Raw genomic sequence first — 17,793 nt, forward strand, 5'->3', positions numbered from 1 at the left:
TATACTCGTATCTTACTGAGGGGCTCTGTTTTTTTCAAACCTGATATTTAACGATCTACAGGAATGCTAACCTGCCCCGTTAGCGTGAGTACACTTTTTCACAAACTTTATTTCGGGTTAACATATATATCCAATTATATGTGTCTTTTTAGCATTTTTGTAATCCAATTTGTATATCAAATTGGAGGTAAAAATGTTAGGGTACAACAGCCATTGTACCCCTACAATTTGGGGTGCATTTTCCCATACAAATTTTTATGTAATTTCAACAGAAAAGGCTTTAAACCAATAAAAGACGAGTGACAATTTCATATACAAGTTGGCACTCATTTTAACATACATTTTTAATGTTTGTGATAGGAAACGGAACCCGTTAGTATGCTTGCACCCTCTTTTTCGTCGTTCATGTTTATTTTATGTAAAGATAATCATTTCATCTAATGATTAAAATGCTGTTGACTTGTGTCTTTCCTCGTTGTTAAATCTTTCTTTTTAAGTAAGTTGTTTAATTTTTCTGAGCTTAGGAGCATTACTGCGACAAAAACAACAATACAGAGCGGGAAGATTCCTATTGTTGAATGTGTTGCAATGAAACCAAGAAGCGGTGGCAAAAATGTACTGCCTGTATAGGCCAAAGCCATTTGATAGCCCATAATTGTCTGGGAATGCTTCTTCCCAAAACGTGTTGGTGTTTCGTGTAACATACACGGAAATATCGGCGCTAATCCCAATCCAGTCATTACAAAACCTACAAGTGAGAAAATGGATGGCAATGGTAGGAAAAGAAGTACGGCACCCAATAATGCTATTATTTGCCCCATCCGAATGAGAGTAAGATTACTAATCTTAAAGGTAATAAAGCCTGTAATAAATCTACCAATTGTTATTCCAGCGTAATAAAAGGAAACCCATTGTGCGGCATGTGCTGCGTGTAACTCCTTAACATTTACCAAATAACTACTTCCCCAAAGACCCACTGTTGCTTCAACCCCACAATAAAATAAGAAGGAGGTAAGAGCCAGTTTAACTCCTTTGATTTGTAAAGGTTTTATTTCATTAACTTCTTCATCATAAGAAAGACTTTTTGACTCTTCGGTTCCTCCATTCAAGGTGATATTGCTGTTATTCTTCACTTTGCTCCATAAGGGCAAAGTGAAGAAAAGGATTATAGCTAACGCAAGCTGAATTCCAGAAATAGCAAAATATCCGTTTCTCCAAGAATTTTGTCCGGAAATAAACTGAGCCATAATGATAGGGCCAAGAGTTGCTCCAACTCCCCAAAAACAATGCAACCAACTCATATGGTGTGCCTTATAATGTGTAGCGACATAATCATTTAAACCTGCATCGATCGCTCCTGCTCCTAATCCAAGTGGTATAGCACATACAAATAACCAAATTATCGATGGAGCAAAATGAAATCCTAGCAAAGCACCAGCAGTCATTAAGACGCTGACAAATGTGACCTTGCTAGTCCCGAACCTTCTAAGCACCTTCCCGCTGGCTAAACTGGAGATAATAGTGCCACCTGCAATGGTCATAAAAAGGAATCCAGCCGTCTCCAATGGGGCCCCAATATCAGATTGCATCACAGGCCACGCTACCCCAAGCAATGAATCAGGTAAACCTAAACTGATAAAAGCCAAATAAATTATCACTAAAAGGAGTGTCGCCATATTTTGATCCCGCCTACTTTTTAATTTTTTATTCTTTTGTTGAATGCAACATAAGTTCAAGCCCAAGTCTTTGTAATCCATATAAATAATCTTGTTTCCAATCACTTATTTTAAGGCCTGGGAGATGTTCTGACGGAATATATTTAGAGGTGACTATTGGCGATGCTAATGTATGGCTTAGTTTAAGTTTTGCTGCATTCCCAAATTCTAAAAGAGTTGTACGAGTGCCATGAAGAATTACCTTCTTCATAGATATGGAGTAGCTACTATAATTATACAGCAAAGAAGGTATAATCCTCTTAATAATATTCGTTACTGCTATTTAAAGATCTTGAGAAAATCGTTAGTCCAAAACAAACAACATCTGATCCTCGGGATTAGATGTTGTTTGTTTTGTTCTTTACTTTTTTAAATGATATGGCACAGTTGTAATGATTACGTTTCTCCGATATAGCAAAAATGAACGGATCAGTAAGCTTGATTGGTTATGGAGAATATTGTGCCAGCCTTTCTTGGGAATGAATTGCGGGATGACCACCGTGACTTGATAATTTGATTCACTCGCTTTATGTTCAACCGTATCAACAAATTTAGTCAATGGTTGAATAATACTCCTATAGTGAGAGTGAAGGGTCACGATTCGAACATCGGGCTGCCACATCTTCCATTTCTCTTCAAACTTTTTTTCATCTTCCCTTTCAAAAGAAACATAAACAGCAATGATTTGGTCAGCTGAAAGAGATTTAGCATAATTGATTGAGTTTTCAACCACATGAGTGATACCCGCAACAGGTACTATGATGACATTTCCTTCAATCGGAACTGCAGGCTCACAAGTTGTGATCCGTAGTTGGTCACCTACTGCCACATAATGCTTTCTTATTCTGTGAAAGACAAAAATGATTAGGGGTAGGAAAATGAACACAGGCCATACCCGATCGAGCTTAGTTAAGAAGAACACGATCGTAACAGTAAAACTAATCAATGCTCCCGTTGTGTTAATAATCAGCTTGACTATCCATCCGCGAGGTTTTTCACGAATCCATTTCAGCATCATTCCTGTTTGCGACAGCGTAAACGGAATGAAAACCCCAACTGCATAAAGAGGGATTAGATGTTCCGTCTGACCATTGAAAGCTATAATTAAAAGGATAGAAGCAAATCCAAGGATGATGATGCCATTGGAGTAACCCAGTCTGTCACCTCGAATAGTAAACATTCTTGGGATAAATTTATCCTTAGCCAGATTCACAGCCAGCAATGGAAAAGCTGAATAGCCCGTATTGGCAGCAAGGATTAAAATCAATGCCGTTGTTCCTTGGATAAAGTAATACATTCCATTCCGTCCAAAGGTTGCCTCCGCAATTTGTGAGACGACCGTAACATCAGCACGAGGAGAAATTCCGTAATAATAGGCTAGAAATACGATACCAGAAAAAAGTAATGCTAGTAAAATTCCCATGGCCATTAATGTTTTGGCTGCATTTTTCGGAGCTGGGTCTTTAAAGTTTGGTATTGCATTGGATATAGCCTCAACCCCTGTAAGTGCAGAGCTGCCGGAAGCAAATGCCCTTAAAAGAATAAAAAGACTAATTCCTGCTACAGGTGTACCAAGGGGTGCAGATAAATCTGGTGAAACTTTACCTGTTAAGATGTTGAATAACCCGACTGCAATTAAGATAAATAATGCGAACACAAATAAATAAACAGGATAGGCTAAAATCGAAGCGGACTCTGTTATCCCTCTTAGGTTCAAGATTGTTATTAACAGGACGAATATAATCGCAATGCCTACCTTATGAGAATGTAAAGCAGGAAAAGCAGATGTAATGGCATCTGTGCCAGCAGAGATACTCACGGCGACTGTTAAAATATAATCAACTAATAACGATCCTCCGGCAATTAGTCCTGGAGTAACCCCCAAATTTTCCTTCGAAACCACATAAGCCCCTCCACCATGTGGATAGGCAAAAATAATCTGGCGGTAAGATAGAATTAAAGCGGCTAGAAGGATTAAGACTCCGATACCAATTGGAATGGAGTACCAAAAGGCGAGAGTTCCCAATGTAACAAGGACAATTAATATTTGTTCAGGACCATAAGCAACAGACGATAACGCATCCGAAGAAAGAATCGCTAATGCTTTTGTTTTAATAAGCTTTTGTTCCCCTAAAGCCGTTGATTTTAAAGGACGTCCAATTAAAAACCTCTTTATAGAAGAAATCACAGCCGTTCACCGCCGTATAGTTAGTTTTCTTTTTTTTAAAAATTCCTGTAAAAAACAATAATTTAAAACAAAAAAAGCCTACAAGTCATAAATGAATAGACCTGTAGACATTACGTTCCATGTCCCACAAGCTCCACCTTCCTTCTCATATAACGCTTACGAGGTTAGCTGTCGGATTCGGGCCATTGAGTAGCCCTTCCTAATTAGGATTCACCCCTTGGGTTATAAATAACCCGAAAAAATGGTTCCCCCGTACCAAAAGGTTTCAGCGATTTAGAAATTTGAAACTGTTGATTATCATACTCCCGTGCTTAAAAAAAGTAAATAAAAATTTTTTAATGTTTGGTTTATTGTGATTCCTTGAACCCTGATAGGTAAATAATAATGATATTTCACAACAGAATAGGATGGATAACATGTCTACACAAAAGAAACCGTTATTAACAGATGAGTTTTTAGACGAATTGGCAAAAGAAATTTCTCAACTATATGGCGATCCCGAATATGAAAACAGAGGTATGCCGGTAAGGCAGGACAAAAAAATATGAAAAAAGAGAAAAGTGAATCCAATAGGGGGTATTGGATTTGAAACTTGAAGTGAAAAAGTGAAAAGTGAATCCAATAGGGTGTATTGGATTTGAAACTTGAAGTGAAAAAGAGAAAAGTGAATCCAATAGGGGAGTATTGGATGCAAGACATGAAGCAAAAAAGAGAAAAGTAAACCCAATAGGGGGTATTGGATTTGAAACTTGAAGTGAAAAAGTGAAAAGTGAATCCAATAAGGGGTATTGGATGCAAGACATGAAGCGAAACAGAGAAAAGTGAATCCAATAGAGGGTATTGGATGCAAATGATGAAGTGAAAAAGAAAAAAGTGAATTCAATAGAGGGTATTGGATGCAAAAGACGAAGTGAAAAAGAGAAAAGTGAATCCAATAAGGGGTATTGGATTCAAAACACGAAGTGAAAAAGAGAAAAGTGAATCCAATAGAGGGTATTGGATGCAAAACACAAAGCCAAAAAGGAAAAGACGCACCCAATAGGGGGTATTGGATGCAATCCACTAAGAAAAAAGAGAAGGTTGTACCCAATAAAGAGTATTGATGAATAAAAAAGCGTAAAATAACCTCCATTTGGCTTCTAGGTGCCAGATGGGATTATTTTACGCACTGATAATTTTCTTATTTACTCGTAATAAGACCACTGACCATACCCACTGGCTTTAAGATTTTTCTTTAAAATCCTGCTTATCCTTGCCTTAGCCACCTTTACTTGACACCAGTCGAGAACATCATTGGTTGTAATTTTTTTGTCAGGAAATAGCAGCTTAAGCTCCTTCACACTCCGCATTACAGCAGATTCAAGATCTTCTTCACACCCACATTCCTCACATATTATTCTCCGTCCATTTACAGATATAGAAAATGAGTGACATGTTTTGCAAGTTCCTCCTTTTTTTAATTGATCATCTTCATATTTGGGTAACTCTTTATACGGAGATTCATGTTGATGAAGTGAGACTAATAGCTCTGCAAGTTTATGGTGTCGTCCATTTAGTTTCGATGGTGAAGCATTTAGTTTTTTCATAAAAAAATCAAGTTGTGTCGGATAAATGATAGGTTTGTCCTTGGGTGATTGATATAGGGTAAAAGCGGGATTAATAAATACCACCCATGCTTCTATGGGAATCCTGTACCCATGCTTCAATAATAGTTGGCTGAGCAGTGATTCGCTTCGATTTAACTGGTGTAGAGGATTTTGAATCTTATTCCCGTTCATTGGGTAGAAATTGTCTGATTGGTAATAAAAGTCGCCCTCATAATTTTTAACTTCAAAGAGATAAAGAGTTTCCTTAATAACAATAGAGTCAATTTGGAATGTTGTATTGTTACTTTTAAGCAGTAAATCATTTACTATTAAAGATTCATTTTCAAGTTTTTCAGTTAACTTATCAAACATCACTTCCCCTTCAAAACCCTTTTTCAGATTTAAAAAATACTGTTTATCACTTTCAGGCAGGTTCATTCTTGCGTTTAATATCCTTAAAATCTTGATCTTATCTGATTCAGTGCGAGGTTTAAGGAACATATTCCACTACCTTTCAAAAAATTCTTCTATTCCAAGTACATTTTATTAGAAAATATAGAAGCTTTTGGATCATAGGAGTGAATATTTTGCGAACGTTTTTAAAAAAGTAATATTTAGAAAATTCTTGACACTAAAACATCTTTAATGCTATTATTTTCCTCTGTGACTCAAAAAAGCAGGGGAGGGGAAACAAGTTGATTCACTTAGAAGGCATTAGCAAATCCTATAAGATTGCCAAGCGTTCATCGGGACTGCGGCAGGCGGCAAAGGCACTTTTCTACCGCGAACATACAACTATTAACGCATTGAAGGACATCTCTTTTTCTATTAAACAAGGAGAAATAGTCGGCTATATCGGACCGAACGGTGCAGGCAAATCGACAACAATCAAAATCATGAGCGGCATTTTGGTGCCTGACACCGGGAAGTGCACGATTATGGGTTACACACCGTGGAAAGACCGAACTCAATATGTGAAAAATATTGGCGTCGTTTTCGGTCAACGCTCTCAGCTATGGTGGGATGTGCCGGTGATTGATTCATTTGAACTGCTAAAAGATATTTATAAGGTGCCACAACAAGAATATAAATCTACGATTGACTTACTCATAGAAACCCTTGAACTGCAAGAAATCGTCCAGTCACCTGTCCGTCAACTAAGCTTAGGGCAGCGAATGCGCTGCGAGATTGCTGCTTCCCTGATTCATAATCCGAAAATAATATTTTTAGATGAACCGACCATCGGACTTGATGCTGTTTCAAAGATTGCTGTCCGCCAATTTATCAAAACAATTAATAAGGAAAAAGGAGTCACAGTCATTCTGACGACACACGATATGAATGATATTGAGGCCTTGGCTGACCGGGTCATTTTAATAGGTAAGGGCACCTTGTTATATGATGGAAACCTAGAGGAATTAAGGAAACAATTCGGCACCACTAAAATAATCACGGCTGATTATGCAAAAAATACTGATCCCATCCAAATCCCCGGGACCGCTGCACTTTCATGGACACCTGAAAGAATAGTGCTGAGCATCGATACGGAAAGGGTAAAACCCTCAGAAGTCATTACCCATTTATCTAACAAGGTTGAACTCCTCGATGTCACGATTGAAACTAAGCCAATCGAAGACATTATCGTCCAGCTCTACAAGGAGTATCAAATATGAAGATGTATCTAGCAGTATTGAGGCTGCGGCTTAATATGGGGATGCAATATCGGGCGGCGGCACTCGCCGGGGTGGCGACGCAATTTTTCTGGGGATTTATTATTATTATGGTATTTGAAGCATTCTACGAACACGCTGCCCAAACACCGCCCATTTCCTTAAAAGAATTAATTCAATACATATGGCTGCAGCAGGCGTTTCTTGTTTTCGTCATGATGTGGTTTCGTGACAATGAACTTTTCGATCTGATTACAAGCGGGAATATCGCTTATGAGCTTTGCCGGCCAAGCGGACTTTACGGATTTTGGTATGCGAAGCTCCTCGCACAACGTTTGTCGAGCGCTTTGCTACGCTGTTTCCCGATTTTAATCGTTGCCTATCTTTTGCCCGAACCATACAATCTAGAACCCCCGCCTAGCATATGGGCATTTTTATTGTTTTTAAGCGCCTTACTATTGGGCTTACTGTTGTTGGTGGCGATCTCGATGTTCTTATATATCTCTGTCTTTATCACGTTGTCGCCGATGGGGTCGCTCTTAGTATTTGGCGTTCTTAGTGAATTTTTTGCCGGCTTGGTTATTCCTGTGCCATTGATGCCGGTTTGGCTGCAAAAAATTGCCTATGTGCTTCCGTTTCGCTGGACAGCCGATTTTCCATTTCGGGTCTATTCCGGACATATCCCGGAGCAAGATGCCATCATCGGAATTCTCGTTCAGCTGTCCTATCTGACTGTCCTCGTTTGGATGGGGAGAAAAGCACTTAACGGTGTACTAAAAAAAGTAGTTGTCCAGGGAGGTTAGAAAGCGGTGAAACTTTATTTTAAATATCTTTCAATCCATTTCAAATCGCAAATGCAATACCGCACCTCGTTTTGGCTGCTATCAATTGGCCAGTTTTTTATCCCTTTTTCCATCTTTGTCGGTCTTTACTTTTTGTTTGAACGATTTGGGCAAATAAAGGGCTGGCAATTTTTCGAGGTGGCGCTTTGTTTTGCGGTTATCCATATGGCCTTCAGTCTGAGCGAATGTTTTGCGCGCGGTTTTGACATGTTTTCTAGCCTTGTCGTCAAAGGGGAGTTTGATCGCTTGCTTGTGCGGCCGCGAAGCACCTTTGTTCAAGTCCTTGGTTCAAAATTTGAGTTTACAAGAGTTGGCCGACTACTTCAGAGTGTGATTGTTTTAGTCTGGGCTTTAAGCAATCTTCCCATCGAGTGGAGCACAATCAAAGCCATTACCCTTGCGCTGATGATTGTGAGCGGTGTGTTTATTTTCACGGGAATCTATATGCTTGCCGCCACGATGTGTTTTTGGACGGTTCAAGGTCTTGAGGTAGCAAGTATTTTTACCGATGGAGGGAGAGAGATGGCGCAATACCCGTTAAATATTTATCAAAAATGGGTTGCCCGTTTCTTTACTTATGTGATTCCTTTTGGAACTGTAAATTATCTGCCATTACAATATATTCTCGGAAAAGGAGACGGAAACGAGCTAATTCATATGCTGACTCCCGTTCTGGGGAGCCTGTTCATCCTTCCGTGTTTTCTTGTCTGGCAATTTGGTGTCAGGCACTATCGGTCCACGGGTTCGTAAATCTATGGAATAGCGGTGTAAATTTCAATCAAACGTTTGTATAGTATATCTCATTGTTGACCGCTATTTAATCAAACGTTTGTATAGTATACCACATTAATAAAAATACCTAATTAGTATAGGGTTTTATCCTTCTCAAATAAATAATCAAACGTTTGATTAGTAAAGCACATTTCCAACCCGCATTTAATCAAACGTTTGATTAGTATATCCCATTACCGGCATAATTCAGAAAAGTTATTAATGACTTATGGTGAATTTTTTTCGAATACTCCCAACAACCAAGAGCAGGAGGGGGATTCCTACTATATTTACAGGTAAGACAAAATAAACCATATATGTTTTCATATAGCCGAAGGTGTAGGAACTACTTGGATAGAAAACAGCAAGGGCGAAGAAAAAAGGCGCCGTAAACCAAATCATTTTTCGCCAGTTTTTCATTTTGAACAATTGTGCAGTACCGTAGCTTGCAAAAAAGAAATAGAGCGATAATTTGATAAATACACTAAGGATCCAGACTAGGACTGCAATAAGCTCCAGGTTTTGGATAAAATCCAATACCGAAATATAGCTGACTGTATCGAATACAGGATGGCGCAGATTAGCTGTTAACTCGGGACCTAAAGTCATCAATACCCAAAAGGCAACGGTACTAACGATACATGCGGATGCAGTAATGCCCCATACGGCGCATTTTAGGCCTTTCTTAGGCTGATCCATGAACGAGATGAGCATTAAAACCATCACCGACTCTCCTAAAAAAGCCAGCGGGGTTAATGCTCCTTTCCATATCCGCTTAATTCCAGTGTCGGTAAAAATAGGAAGTATTCGCTGGAGATCTACATTTTGTACAGAAAGAATAAGCAAAGCAAATAATGACAAGAACATAATGGTTCCAAAAACCTCACTGCACCGTCCAATTCCTTCGATTCCCCCAATGCAGGTTACATAAATCATTAATAAAAGCATGGTTAGTATCAGAGCCCAGGGAGGAGTAAACGGAAGCAGAATGGTAATTGTGAAATCGGCAAATTCTCTTAAAATGTTACCGATAACAGCAAACCATTGTAATAGATAGACAATTATAACAATCGTGCCAACCCACTTACCCAATATCAGTTTACTGAACTGGATTAACGTTTGTTTTGGAAACAAAAGAGCTGTTTTGCAGGCGATATAGACAATCACAATCCCCAAAACACTGGCGGCCAAAAAGGAAATCCACGCATCCTGTTTGGCCTCCTGTGCTGTTGGTCCAATGGTAAGCAGAAGCATATTTCCTGTTTCGAAAGAGAACATCAGCCAGAAGAGTTGCAATCCAGTCAGTTTCATTTTCTTATCTCACTTTCTTTAAACAAAAGGGAAGGACCTGACATACCGATTTGTTTAATCTTTAAGTCCACTTTTACTGTAATTTCTGCTTCTGAAAACTTTTTGTCCCAGCCATTTTTTAGCGTTTTCCACTGGCGCGGATGTTTTCGGTGAATGACTTCACCCAAGCCAAAGATATCGAGACCGTATTCTTTTTGCACCTTTGTTACTGTTTGCTGAACTTGCTTTTGGGTATATTTTTCAAAACTCTTTTGGAGAAGAGAAAGGTTCTTTGAATACTCCACATTTACTCCTGAATTACTTTCCATTAAAGCACCTTCTCCAGTCAAAAAAACCGTAAATCTTATTCGATTGTTTTTGCTGATTATTGGTTTAATTTTGCTGTCTATTTTCGTTAAAACAATACTTGCGTTGCCATCTTTTTGGGGAATGCTGATCGTTAGTTTTTTTAGAAGCCCCATCACCCAAAGCAAATGTCTGTTTTCCTTCATATTTAAACGGCCAATCATTTTAAGGTTTTCGTCAAAAACAGCTGCTCCCGCTATCTTCAAAAGTGGAGGGTTGGCAGAATTCTGCTGCCCCGAGTGTTTTCGTTCTTGTGACTGACTAATTTCGATTACGGGTATGGTTGGGCGAAATCCCGTACTGTTAGCTGCTATTAAAAAATTTAAATAAGCGGTATCACCTCTACCTCCGCTTTGTTCGTGTTCTTTTAAAGCAGCAACAGCAGGATGGCTCTCTAGAGGATTAGCAAGATTTAGGGCCTCTTTTGCAGTACTTCCTTTGACGATAAAAACATCTGTCCGAAGGCTGACATCCGGGCTTCGATTATTTATGTCCAATTCCGCTTTTAAACCACGTTTTGCAAATTCTTCCCCAAAGAATACAACACGACGCTGACCAAAAAAGGCCTCCCTTGGCAGTTTCGCCTGTAAATTTTGCAATGCATCGCTGAAATCCTTTCCGCTTTCTGAAATATTGAAAAACCCCTTCGTCATAGTTCCCCCGCCTCCGCCTTGGGTTTGAATGTTGGAGGGGATGACAATTTGACCGCTGATTTGAACACCGCCATTCTCCCCGATGTCCCATCCTGTTGCCAGCCAAATGGCCCGGTCATTTAATTCTTTCCGGTCCCAGCATCCTGAGATAAACAGTATGGAGAGGCAAAATCCAATACAAAGAATTTGACTTCCTTTCATTGGTCGTCCCTCCCTTGTTTTGGACTAGGCTTTTGACCAGCTGGTATCCGCTGTTTATCTCTGCCGAAAATAAACGTCGGGCGATTTTGGAAAGTCCATCTTGGTCCTCTTATCAAAACATCCTTTAAATCTCCAGGAATCAGCGGAGCTATTGGACTAAAATAGGGAACGCCGAAGGAGCGAAGATTAACAAGATGAATGGTCAGTGCAATAAAGCCAATCACAATCCCGTAAATTCCAAAGATACCGGCCAAAATCAGCATGGCAAATCGGACCATCCGCAGTGCTGTTCCGAGATTGTACCGAGGAATGGCAAATGAGGCAATTCCAGTTGTGGCCACGACAATGACCATTGGTGCCGAGACAATTCCTGCTTGGACTGCAGCCTGCCCGATGACAAGTGCCCCGACAATACTGACAGCTGACCCAACGGCTTTTGGGAGGCGAATCCCTGCTTCTCTTAAACCCTCAAACACAAACTCCATAACCAATGCTTCGATGATAGAGGGGAACGGGACTCCTTCCCGTGCTGCGGAGACGCTGATTAGCAGTGTCGTCGGAATGAGTCTCGGTTGATAAGTTGTAAGAGCAACATAAATAGATGGCAAAAAAAGCGAAATAATGAACAAAATATAACGAATAAAGCGAATAAAGGAGGTATAGATAAACCGTTCATAGTAATCCTCAACCGCCTGCAACCCATTCCAGAATGTCATGGGAACAATGAGGGCAAATGGAGTATTATCAACAATAATCGCCACTTTTCCCTCCAAAAGATTAGCGATGACAATGTCTGGCCTTTCGGTATTTTGAATTTGCGGAAAGGGTGAATAGGGATTATCTTCAATAAACTCCTCGATATACTCCGATTCGAGTATCCCGTCGATTTCGATACCGCCGAGCCTGCTGCGGACCTCTTCCAAAAGGTTTTCAGGAGCAATTCCCTCGATATAGGCAATCTCTACACTTGTTTTCGATAATTCGCCAATGGTTAATGACTCAAGTTTGAGTCGGGAACTGAGAATCCTTCTACGCAAGAGCGCAGTATTTGTTCGGATCGATTCATTAAAACCATCCCTTGGACCGCGTATAGTGACCTCTGTCGCCGGTTCCTCAATATTCCGTTGTTCTGATCTCTTGAAATCGGCGACTAACCCTGTTGTCTCCCCGTTAACGATAATACCGACATTGCCTGTTAAGACCCCATCAACTAGTTGGTCATAGTTTGAAACGGTCTTAACGGGTGTAACCGCGAATAATTGCTGCTCAATTATTTGTTGGATCGTATGAACCTCACCTAATCCAGTGGGAATTCCCTCAAACATCAGTGGTTTTAACAGTACATTCTCGAGCGTTTTCGTGTCTGTTAAGCCATCTAAATAAAACAAAATAATGTTAGTTTCGCCATCTACAAATATAGGGCGAATAATAAAGTCAGAGCAGTTTTGAAAAATTGCCATTAACATTTGTTCGTTTGTTGAAAGGATTGAACTCAACGCTTCATTTTGGTAATTAGAAGGAAGTTGAGAAATTTTTTTATTTTTTCGTTTGCGGAACCGAAACATCATAAGGCCCCCTTATTTAACCTGTGTATATTTTTCCAATTAGGAGGGGGTATATACATTTATTCAGAATCCTTTTGTTGATTTTCAAAAACTTTACAGAAAAATTGAAAGGAAATATTGACTGTGCTATAGTGAAATTAAATAGATATGACCAAAGAACTAAATTAGTCAATGGGGATGGTGGATTGTATGGCACCCGACAGAAGAAAAATGATTGTGGCGGCAGCGACTAAGTCCTTTTCGTTATTTGGCTATAAAGCAACTACAATGGATCAGGTTGCGAAGCTTGCGAATGTCGGAAAGGGAACCATTTATACCTTTTTCAAAAATAAAGAAGAATTGTTTGAGGAGATTATCTCCTCGCTGGTAAGGGAAATGATTGTCGAGGCGGACTCAGTCATCCAGCCGAAATTACCGTTTACGGAAAATGTCCATCGTGCTTTGTACCGATTATTAGAATTCCGCTCCCAGCACCAGCTTATGATTAAGCTTGTCCAAGAGGAAGCGGAAATGGGAACATTAGCGGTGTCGGAAATGCTCCAGCATGTTGAAAATGAGATTATCGCCTATTTAAAGCAAAAAATTGAGACTGCCATTTCTAAAGGAGCCATTCCTGCAGCTAACACAGAAATTACTAGTTTTCTGCTTTTAAAAATGTATATCGCACTTGTTTCAGACTGGGAAAGAAATCATGCACCATTGAGCTCGGAACAAATTGCTGAGATTATGAAGGTGTTTTTATTACAAGGGCTTCCGACGTGAAAAATAAACGAAGGGGCCTGATAAAGTTGGCCCCAAAGGTCACTGTCTCTTACTTAAGTTTTCCTGCGCCATTTTGACAAGTTCGCGAACCATGCTTCCGCCGAGTCTACCGCCGACTTTTCCAGCTTGCTCGGATGTGAGCTGTCCATTGTAGCCTTTTTTCAAGGGAACCCCCACCTCTTCGGCTGCTTCGAATTTGGCATGTTCCGGGCTTCCAGATTGAACGACTTTTGCTTTTAACTCGTCCAAACCTCTCCGTGCTTCCGGTACAAGTATTTTATTTCTTCTCGCCACAAAAATCCCTCCTTTGTTAATAGGATTACCTTAATAAAAAAATTCAATAATGACTGGATAACTCCTTATCTTTCCAGTATAATAACTGATAATTAAGATGGAAAAATCAATGAAAAAGAGAGTAGTTATCGAGGATCTTTTAGCGAGTCGGGGGCGGTGTGAGCCTGATACAGATCAGATAATGAAGCGCACTTTTGAGATGCAAACCCGAAACCGAGTAGGGTACGCCGGAGAATGCTCCGTTACAAAGGGAAAGTTGGTTCTTTTTGAACAATTAGAGTGGTACCGCGGGATATTCAAACTCTCGTCTCTTTATATAGAGGCGGGGGTTTTTTGTATTTAAAAAAATTAAGGAGGTTATAAAAAATGGATTTTAAAAAGGAGCTTGCAGCCATCCTGTTTAAGTTGCTTGAACAAGAAATTTCAGCAGCTGAATTGGAACAGCTGATTGAAAAGCCAAAAAACGCATCGCACGGTGATCTCGCTTTTCCATGCTTTACGCTAGCAAAACTAAAACGGAAATCACCAAATATGATTGCCCAAGAACTAAGTGAAAAGATACAGTCACCCATTTTCGAACAAACTGAAGTGGTGGGAGCGTACCTAAATTTATTTTTAAATAAAAAGCTGGTTTCAGAAAAAGTTATTTGTGAAATTGTCACGCAAACAAACCATTTTGGGGTCCATGAATTCGGGGGCGGCGGCAATGTCACAATTGACATGTCGTCACCGAATATCGCTAAGCCTTTCTCAATGGGGCATTTGCGTTCAACCGTTATTGGAAATTCGTTGGCACTTATCGTTGAAAAGTGCGGTTATAGACCAATCAAAATTAATCACCTTGGTGACTGGGGTACGCAGTTCGGGAAGTTAATTACCGCCTATAAACTATGGGGTGATATCGAAAAGGTAAAACAAAACCCGATTAAGGAGTTACTCGCACTTTATATTAAGTTTCATGATGTGGCAGAATCCGACCCATCACTTGAAGACCAAGGCCGGGGCTGGTTTAAAAGGCTTGAGGATGGCGATGAGGAAGCGCTAATGCTATGGCAGTGGTTTCGCGACGAATCATTAAAGGAGTTTTCAAGAATATACGAGTTGATAAACGTCCAATTTGATTCGTATGCTGGTGAAGCTTTTTATAATGATAAAATGGACCGAGTTGTTCGCCTGCTTGAGGAACAGCAATTATTGGTAGAATCCGATCAAGCCCAGGTTGTTGAGCTGACTGATGAGCAGCTGCCGCCCTGCCTGATTAAAAAATCAGACGGGGCGACACTTTACGCGACCCGTGATTTAGCTGCCGCACTCTATCGCAAGGAAAATTACAATTTTGCTAAATCCTTATACGTTGTTGGGCATGAGCAAAGCCTTCATTTTAAACAATTAATTGCTGTGTTAAGTAAAATGGGTTATACGTGGGCAGAGACCATGGTTCATGTTCCGTTTGGAATGATGCTAAAGGACGGCAAGAAAATGTCGACACGAAAAGGCAAAGTTGTGCTGCTCGAAGAGGTGTTAACAGAGTCGATTGCGATGGCTAGACATAGTATCGAAGAAAAAAATCCAAACCTGGCAAATAAAGATGAAGTGGCCAAACAAGTGGGTGTTGGAGCCGTTATTTTTCACGACTTAAAGAACAATCGGATGAACGATATTGAATTTTCCTTAGAGGAAATGCTTCGCTTTGAAGGCGAAACGGGTCCATATGTCCAATACACATTTGCCCGTGCCTGCTCTATTTTACGAAAGGGCAATTGGCAGGCGGATGTACCTCCCGCCAACTTCCATACGGCTTGGGAAAAAGAGTGGAAGGTAATAAGCATGCTGATCGAATTCCCGAATGCCATTCAACGTGCCTGTGCAAACCTTGACCCATCACAGGTGGCCAAATATGTAGTTGATCTTGCCCAGGCATTTAATAAATATTATACCCAAGTAAAAGTCCTTGAAGAAAGTGCGGAGCAGCCGGCGCGTTTAGCACTTGTTTACTGCGTGACAGTCGTCCTTAAAGAAGGCTTGCGGTTATTAGGCGTTGAAGCACCGGAAGAAATGTAAGTTCGTTTTGTTTCATAACTGGCTTAATTTGGTATAAACTATAGCTAGGCAAATTAGAAAGGGGAAAATTGAAATGAGTGAATTATTATTTAAGAGCTTTGAGTTAACGAGGAACTATTTCTTGAAAAACGTAGCTGCACTTGATGAAAGCCTTGTTGATGTGCAGCCTGAGGGATTTAACAATACGATTCACTGGCACATTGGCCATGCATTAACTGTAACGGAACAATTTATGTTCGGTTTTCCCAAAAAATCAACCAATCTGCCAGCAAACTATATGGAGTTATTTGCGACTGGCACGAAACCGGCTGATTGGAATGGTGACGTTCCATCGGTGCAGGAATTGTCAACGCAGCTTAAGGAGCAATTAAGAAGGATTAAAGAAATTCCAGCAGAGAGTTTCAGTGAAAAACTGCAAACACCGTTCCTCAGTCAAGAAACCTTTGGTGAACTCGCTAACTTTGCAGTCTTCCATGAGTCGCTGCACTTAGGACAAATTCAAGCCATGAAGCGTGTGATAGAAAAGACCCAATCGTAAAAAAACAATCTAATGAAAGTTCGTTTCTACTAACCGTAGAGACGTTTTTTCATTTATATAGGAAGGAAGTCCTCTGCAGAAATGGATAAACAGATGATAAATGAAGGACCTAAGGAAAAGATCTGGACAAAGGATTTTGTACTTATTGTATTTGCTAACTTTTTTATCTTTCTTGGCTTTCAGATGACACTGCCGACCATTCCCCTTTTTGTTGAACAATTAGGCGGCAATGATCAATTAATTGGCGTTGTTGTCGGCATCTTTACCTTCTCAGCCCTGCTTCTGCGTCCTGTTGCAGGGCATGCGCTTGAAACAAAGGGGAGAGGCTTTGTTTATTTAATCGGTTTAGCGATTTTTGTCCTATCTGTCGGTTCATTTGGCTTCCTTACGAGTATCGCGCTTCTTTTTGTCATGCGTGTGGTGCAAGGGGTAGGCTGGGGATTTTCAACGACAGCGTCGGGAACAATCGCAACCGACTTAATCCCTCCATCAAGAAGAGGCGAGGGAATGGGTTATTATGGCTTATCGGGGAATTTGGCACTCGCTTTCGGTCCGGCGCTCGGGCTTGCTTTAACAAACGGGAGCCTATCATTTCAATTCTTTTTCTTAATTTGTGCCGGTTTAGGACTAGTTGCTTTTCTATTGTCCTCAAGAATAAGCTACAAAAAAGTGGAGCCACAACCGAAAAAAACAAATGCTAAGCTCGATTTATATGAAAAAAGTGCACTGAGACCATCCATGCTGATGTTCTTTCTGACGGTAACGTTTGGCGGAATTGCCTCCTTTCTGCCGTTATACACAGCAAAAGAACACATCGGAGGTATTCAATGGTACTTCCTTCTGTATGCTATCGCCTTAATGGTGACAAGAACATTTGCCGGTCAACTATATGACCGGAAGGGGCATCGGGCGGTATATATCCCTGGAACTATGTTGATTTTGGCAGCGATGCTTTTGTTAGCCTGGCTTCCTAATAGCGCCATTCTTTATACAGCAGCTTGTCTGTATGGTCTTGGTTTTGGCACGGTACAGCCTGCCCTGCAGGCATGGTCAATAGAAAAAGCGCCATTAAATCGAAGGGGAATGGCAAATGCCACCTTCTTTTCCTTTTTTGATTTAGGAATTGGTACAGGAGCCATCGTGTTCGGCCAGATTGGCTACCTATTCAGCTACAGCAGTATTTATCTAGCGGCAGCGATATCCGTTTTTATTTCGATGATACTTTATTTCTGTTTCTTATATAAAGATCGTTTAAAGATGGTCCAAGAGGATTAAGCAGCTATTGATAAAG

At 40.3% G+C, this 17,793-nt stretch carries 15 protein-coding genes, 1 riboswitch and 1 other annotated feature; of the genes, 8 read left to right on the plus strand and 7 right to left on the minus strand.

All coding sequences use genetic code 11. The features are described 5' to 3' along the window. Positions 1-437 precede the first annotated feature (437 nt). Both AA980_RS00005 and AA980_RS00015 read right to left on the minus strand, forming a co-directional pair. Positions 438-1,676, minus strand: a complete 1,239-nt coding sequence (locus AA980_RS00005) for an MFS transporter (RefSeq protein ID WP_024028885.1) — start codon at positions 1,674-1,676, stop codon at positions 438-440. Between the two features lie 400 nt (positions 1,677-2,076). Then, positions 2,077-3,903, minus strand: a complete 1,827-nt coding sequence (locus AA980_RS00015) for an APC family permease (RefSeq protein ID WP_024028887.1) — start codon at positions 3,901-3,903, stop codon at positions 2,077-2,079. Positions 3,904-4,040: 137 nt separating this feature from the next. Beyond that, positions 4,041-4,184: riboswitch (cyclic di-AMP (ydaO/yuaA leader) on the minus strand. Between the two features lie 135 nt (positions 4,185-4,319). On the opposite strand from AA980_RS00015, the gene AA980_RS26725 reads away from it, so the two are divergent. Next, positions 4,320-4,451: a hypothetical protein gene (locus tag AA980_RS26725; protein WP_152681075.1), complete on the plus strand. Its 132-nt coding sequence runs from the start codon at positions 4,320-4,322 to the stop codon at positions 4,449-4,451. A gap of 636 nt (positions 4,452-5,087) precedes the next feature. On the opposite strand, the gene AA980_RS00020 is transcribed toward AA980_RS26725, so the two are convergent. Then, on the minus strand, positions 5,088-5,927 hold the full coding sequence (locus tag AA980_RS00020) for a nuclease-related domain-containing protein (protein ID WP_407937446.1): 840 nt from the start codon (positions 5,925-5,927) through the stop codon (positions 5,088-5,090). Between the two features lie 257 nt (positions 5,928-6,184). Between AA980_RS00020 and AA980_RS00025 the strand changes: the two genes are divergently transcribed. From AA980_RS00025 to AA980_RS00035, 3 genes are read left to right on the plus strand one after another with little or no spacing between them, the layout of a single operon-like run. Further along, positions 6,185-7,162, plus strand: coding sequence for an ABC transporter ATP-binding protein (locus AA980_RS00025; protein WP_024028889.1), 978 nt, complete (start codon positions 6,185-6,187; stop codon positions 7,160-7,162). After that, positions 7,159-7,962, plus strand: coding sequence for an ABC transporter permease (locus tag AA980_RS00030; RefSeq protein WP_024028890.1), 804 nt, complete (start codon positions 7,159-7,161; stop codon positions 7,960-7,962). The genes AA980_RS00025 and AA980_RS00030 overlap by 4 nt, the downstream gene beginning before the upstream one ends. 6 nt (positions 7,963-7,968) lie before the next feature. Continuing rightward, a complete protein-coding gene (locus AA980_RS00035; RefSeq protein ID WP_024028891.1) occupies positions 7,969-8,751 on the plus strand; it encodes an ABC transporter permease in 783 nt (260 codons plus the stop codon). 240 nt (positions 8,752-8,991) lie between these two features. On the opposite strand, the gene AA980_RS00040 is transcribed toward AA980_RS00035, so the two are convergent. Genes AA980_RS00040 through AA980_RS00050 form a run of 3 tightly spaced genes read right to left on the minus strand, consistent with a single transcriptional unit; the run spans position 8,992 to position 12,850 of the window. Further along, complete coding sequence (locus AA980_RS00040; RefSeq protein WP_024028892.1) at positions 8,992-10,083, minus strand: GerAB/ArcD/ProY family transporter; 1,092 nt, start codon at positions 10,081-10,083, stop codon at positions 8,992-8,994. After that, positions 10,080-11,282, minus strand: coding sequence for a Ger(x)C family spore germination protein (locus tag AA980_RS00045; RefSeq protein ID WP_024028893.1), 1,203 nt, complete (start codon positions 11,280-11,282; stop codon positions 10,080-10,082). The genes AA980_RS00040 and AA980_RS00045 overlap by 4 nt, the downstream gene beginning before the upstream one ends. Next, the gene (locus tag AA980_RS00050) at positions 11,279-12,850 is read right to left on the minus strand and encodes a spore germination protein (RefSeq protein ID WP_034724214.1); all 1,572 of its coding nucleotides are present in this window, start codon (positions 12,848-12,850) and stop codon (positions 11,279-11,281) included. Before AA980_RS00050 ends, AA980_RS00045 begins: the two co-directional genes overlap by 4 nt. A 186-nt stretch (positions 12,851-13,036) precedes the next feature. Here AA980_RS00050 and AA980_RS00055 point away from each other — a divergent pair, with 186 nt between their 5' ends. After that, a complete protein-coding gene (locus tag AA980_RS00055) occupies positions 13,037-13,609 on the plus strand; it encodes a TetR/AcrR family transcriptional regulator (RefSeq protein WP_024028895.1) in 573 nt (190 codons plus the stop codon). Positions 13,610-13,648: 39 nt separating this feature from the next. On the opposite strand, the gene AA980_RS00060 is transcribed toward AA980_RS00055, so the two are convergent. Further along, complete coding sequence (locus AA980_RS00060; protein ID WP_024028896.1) at positions 13,649-13,903, minus strand: alpha/beta-type small acid-soluble spore protein; 255 nt, start codon at positions 13,901-13,903, stop codon at positions 13,649-13,651. A 100-nt stretch (positions 13,904-14,003) separates the two neighbouring features. After that, positions 14,004-14,218: a binding site (T-box leader), on the plus strand. Between the two features lie 51 nt (positions 14,219-14,269). Between AA980_RS00060 and argS the strand changes: the two genes are divergently transcribed. The 3 genes from argS (at position 14,270) to AA980_RS00080 (ending at position 17,777) form a co-directional block, all read left to right on the plus strand. Further along, entirely contained in the window at positions 14,270-15,964 is a 1,695-nt protein-coding gene (gene argS / locus AA980_RS00070) for an arginine--tRNA ligase (protein WP_024028898.1), read from the plus strand. Positions 15,965-16,037: 73 nt separating this feature from the next. After that, positions 16,038-16,502: a DinB family protein gene (locus AA980_RS00075; protein WP_024028899.1), complete on the plus strand. Its 465-nt coding sequence runs from the start codon at positions 16,038-16,040 to the stop codon at positions 16,500-16,502. Between the two features lie 81 nt (positions 16,503-16,583). Then, complete coding sequence (locus AA980_RS00080) at positions 16,584-17,777, plus strand: MFS transporter (RefSeq protein WP_024028900.1); 1,194 nt, start codon at positions 16,584-16,586, stop codon at positions 17,775-17,777. The last annotated feature ends 16 nt before the right edge of the window (positions 17,778-17,793 follow it).

This window comes from Neobacillus vireti, assembly GCF_001026695.1.
Taxonomy (GTDB): Bacteria; Bacillota; Bacilli; order Bacillales; family Cytobacillaceae; genus Neobacillus; species Neobacillus vireti.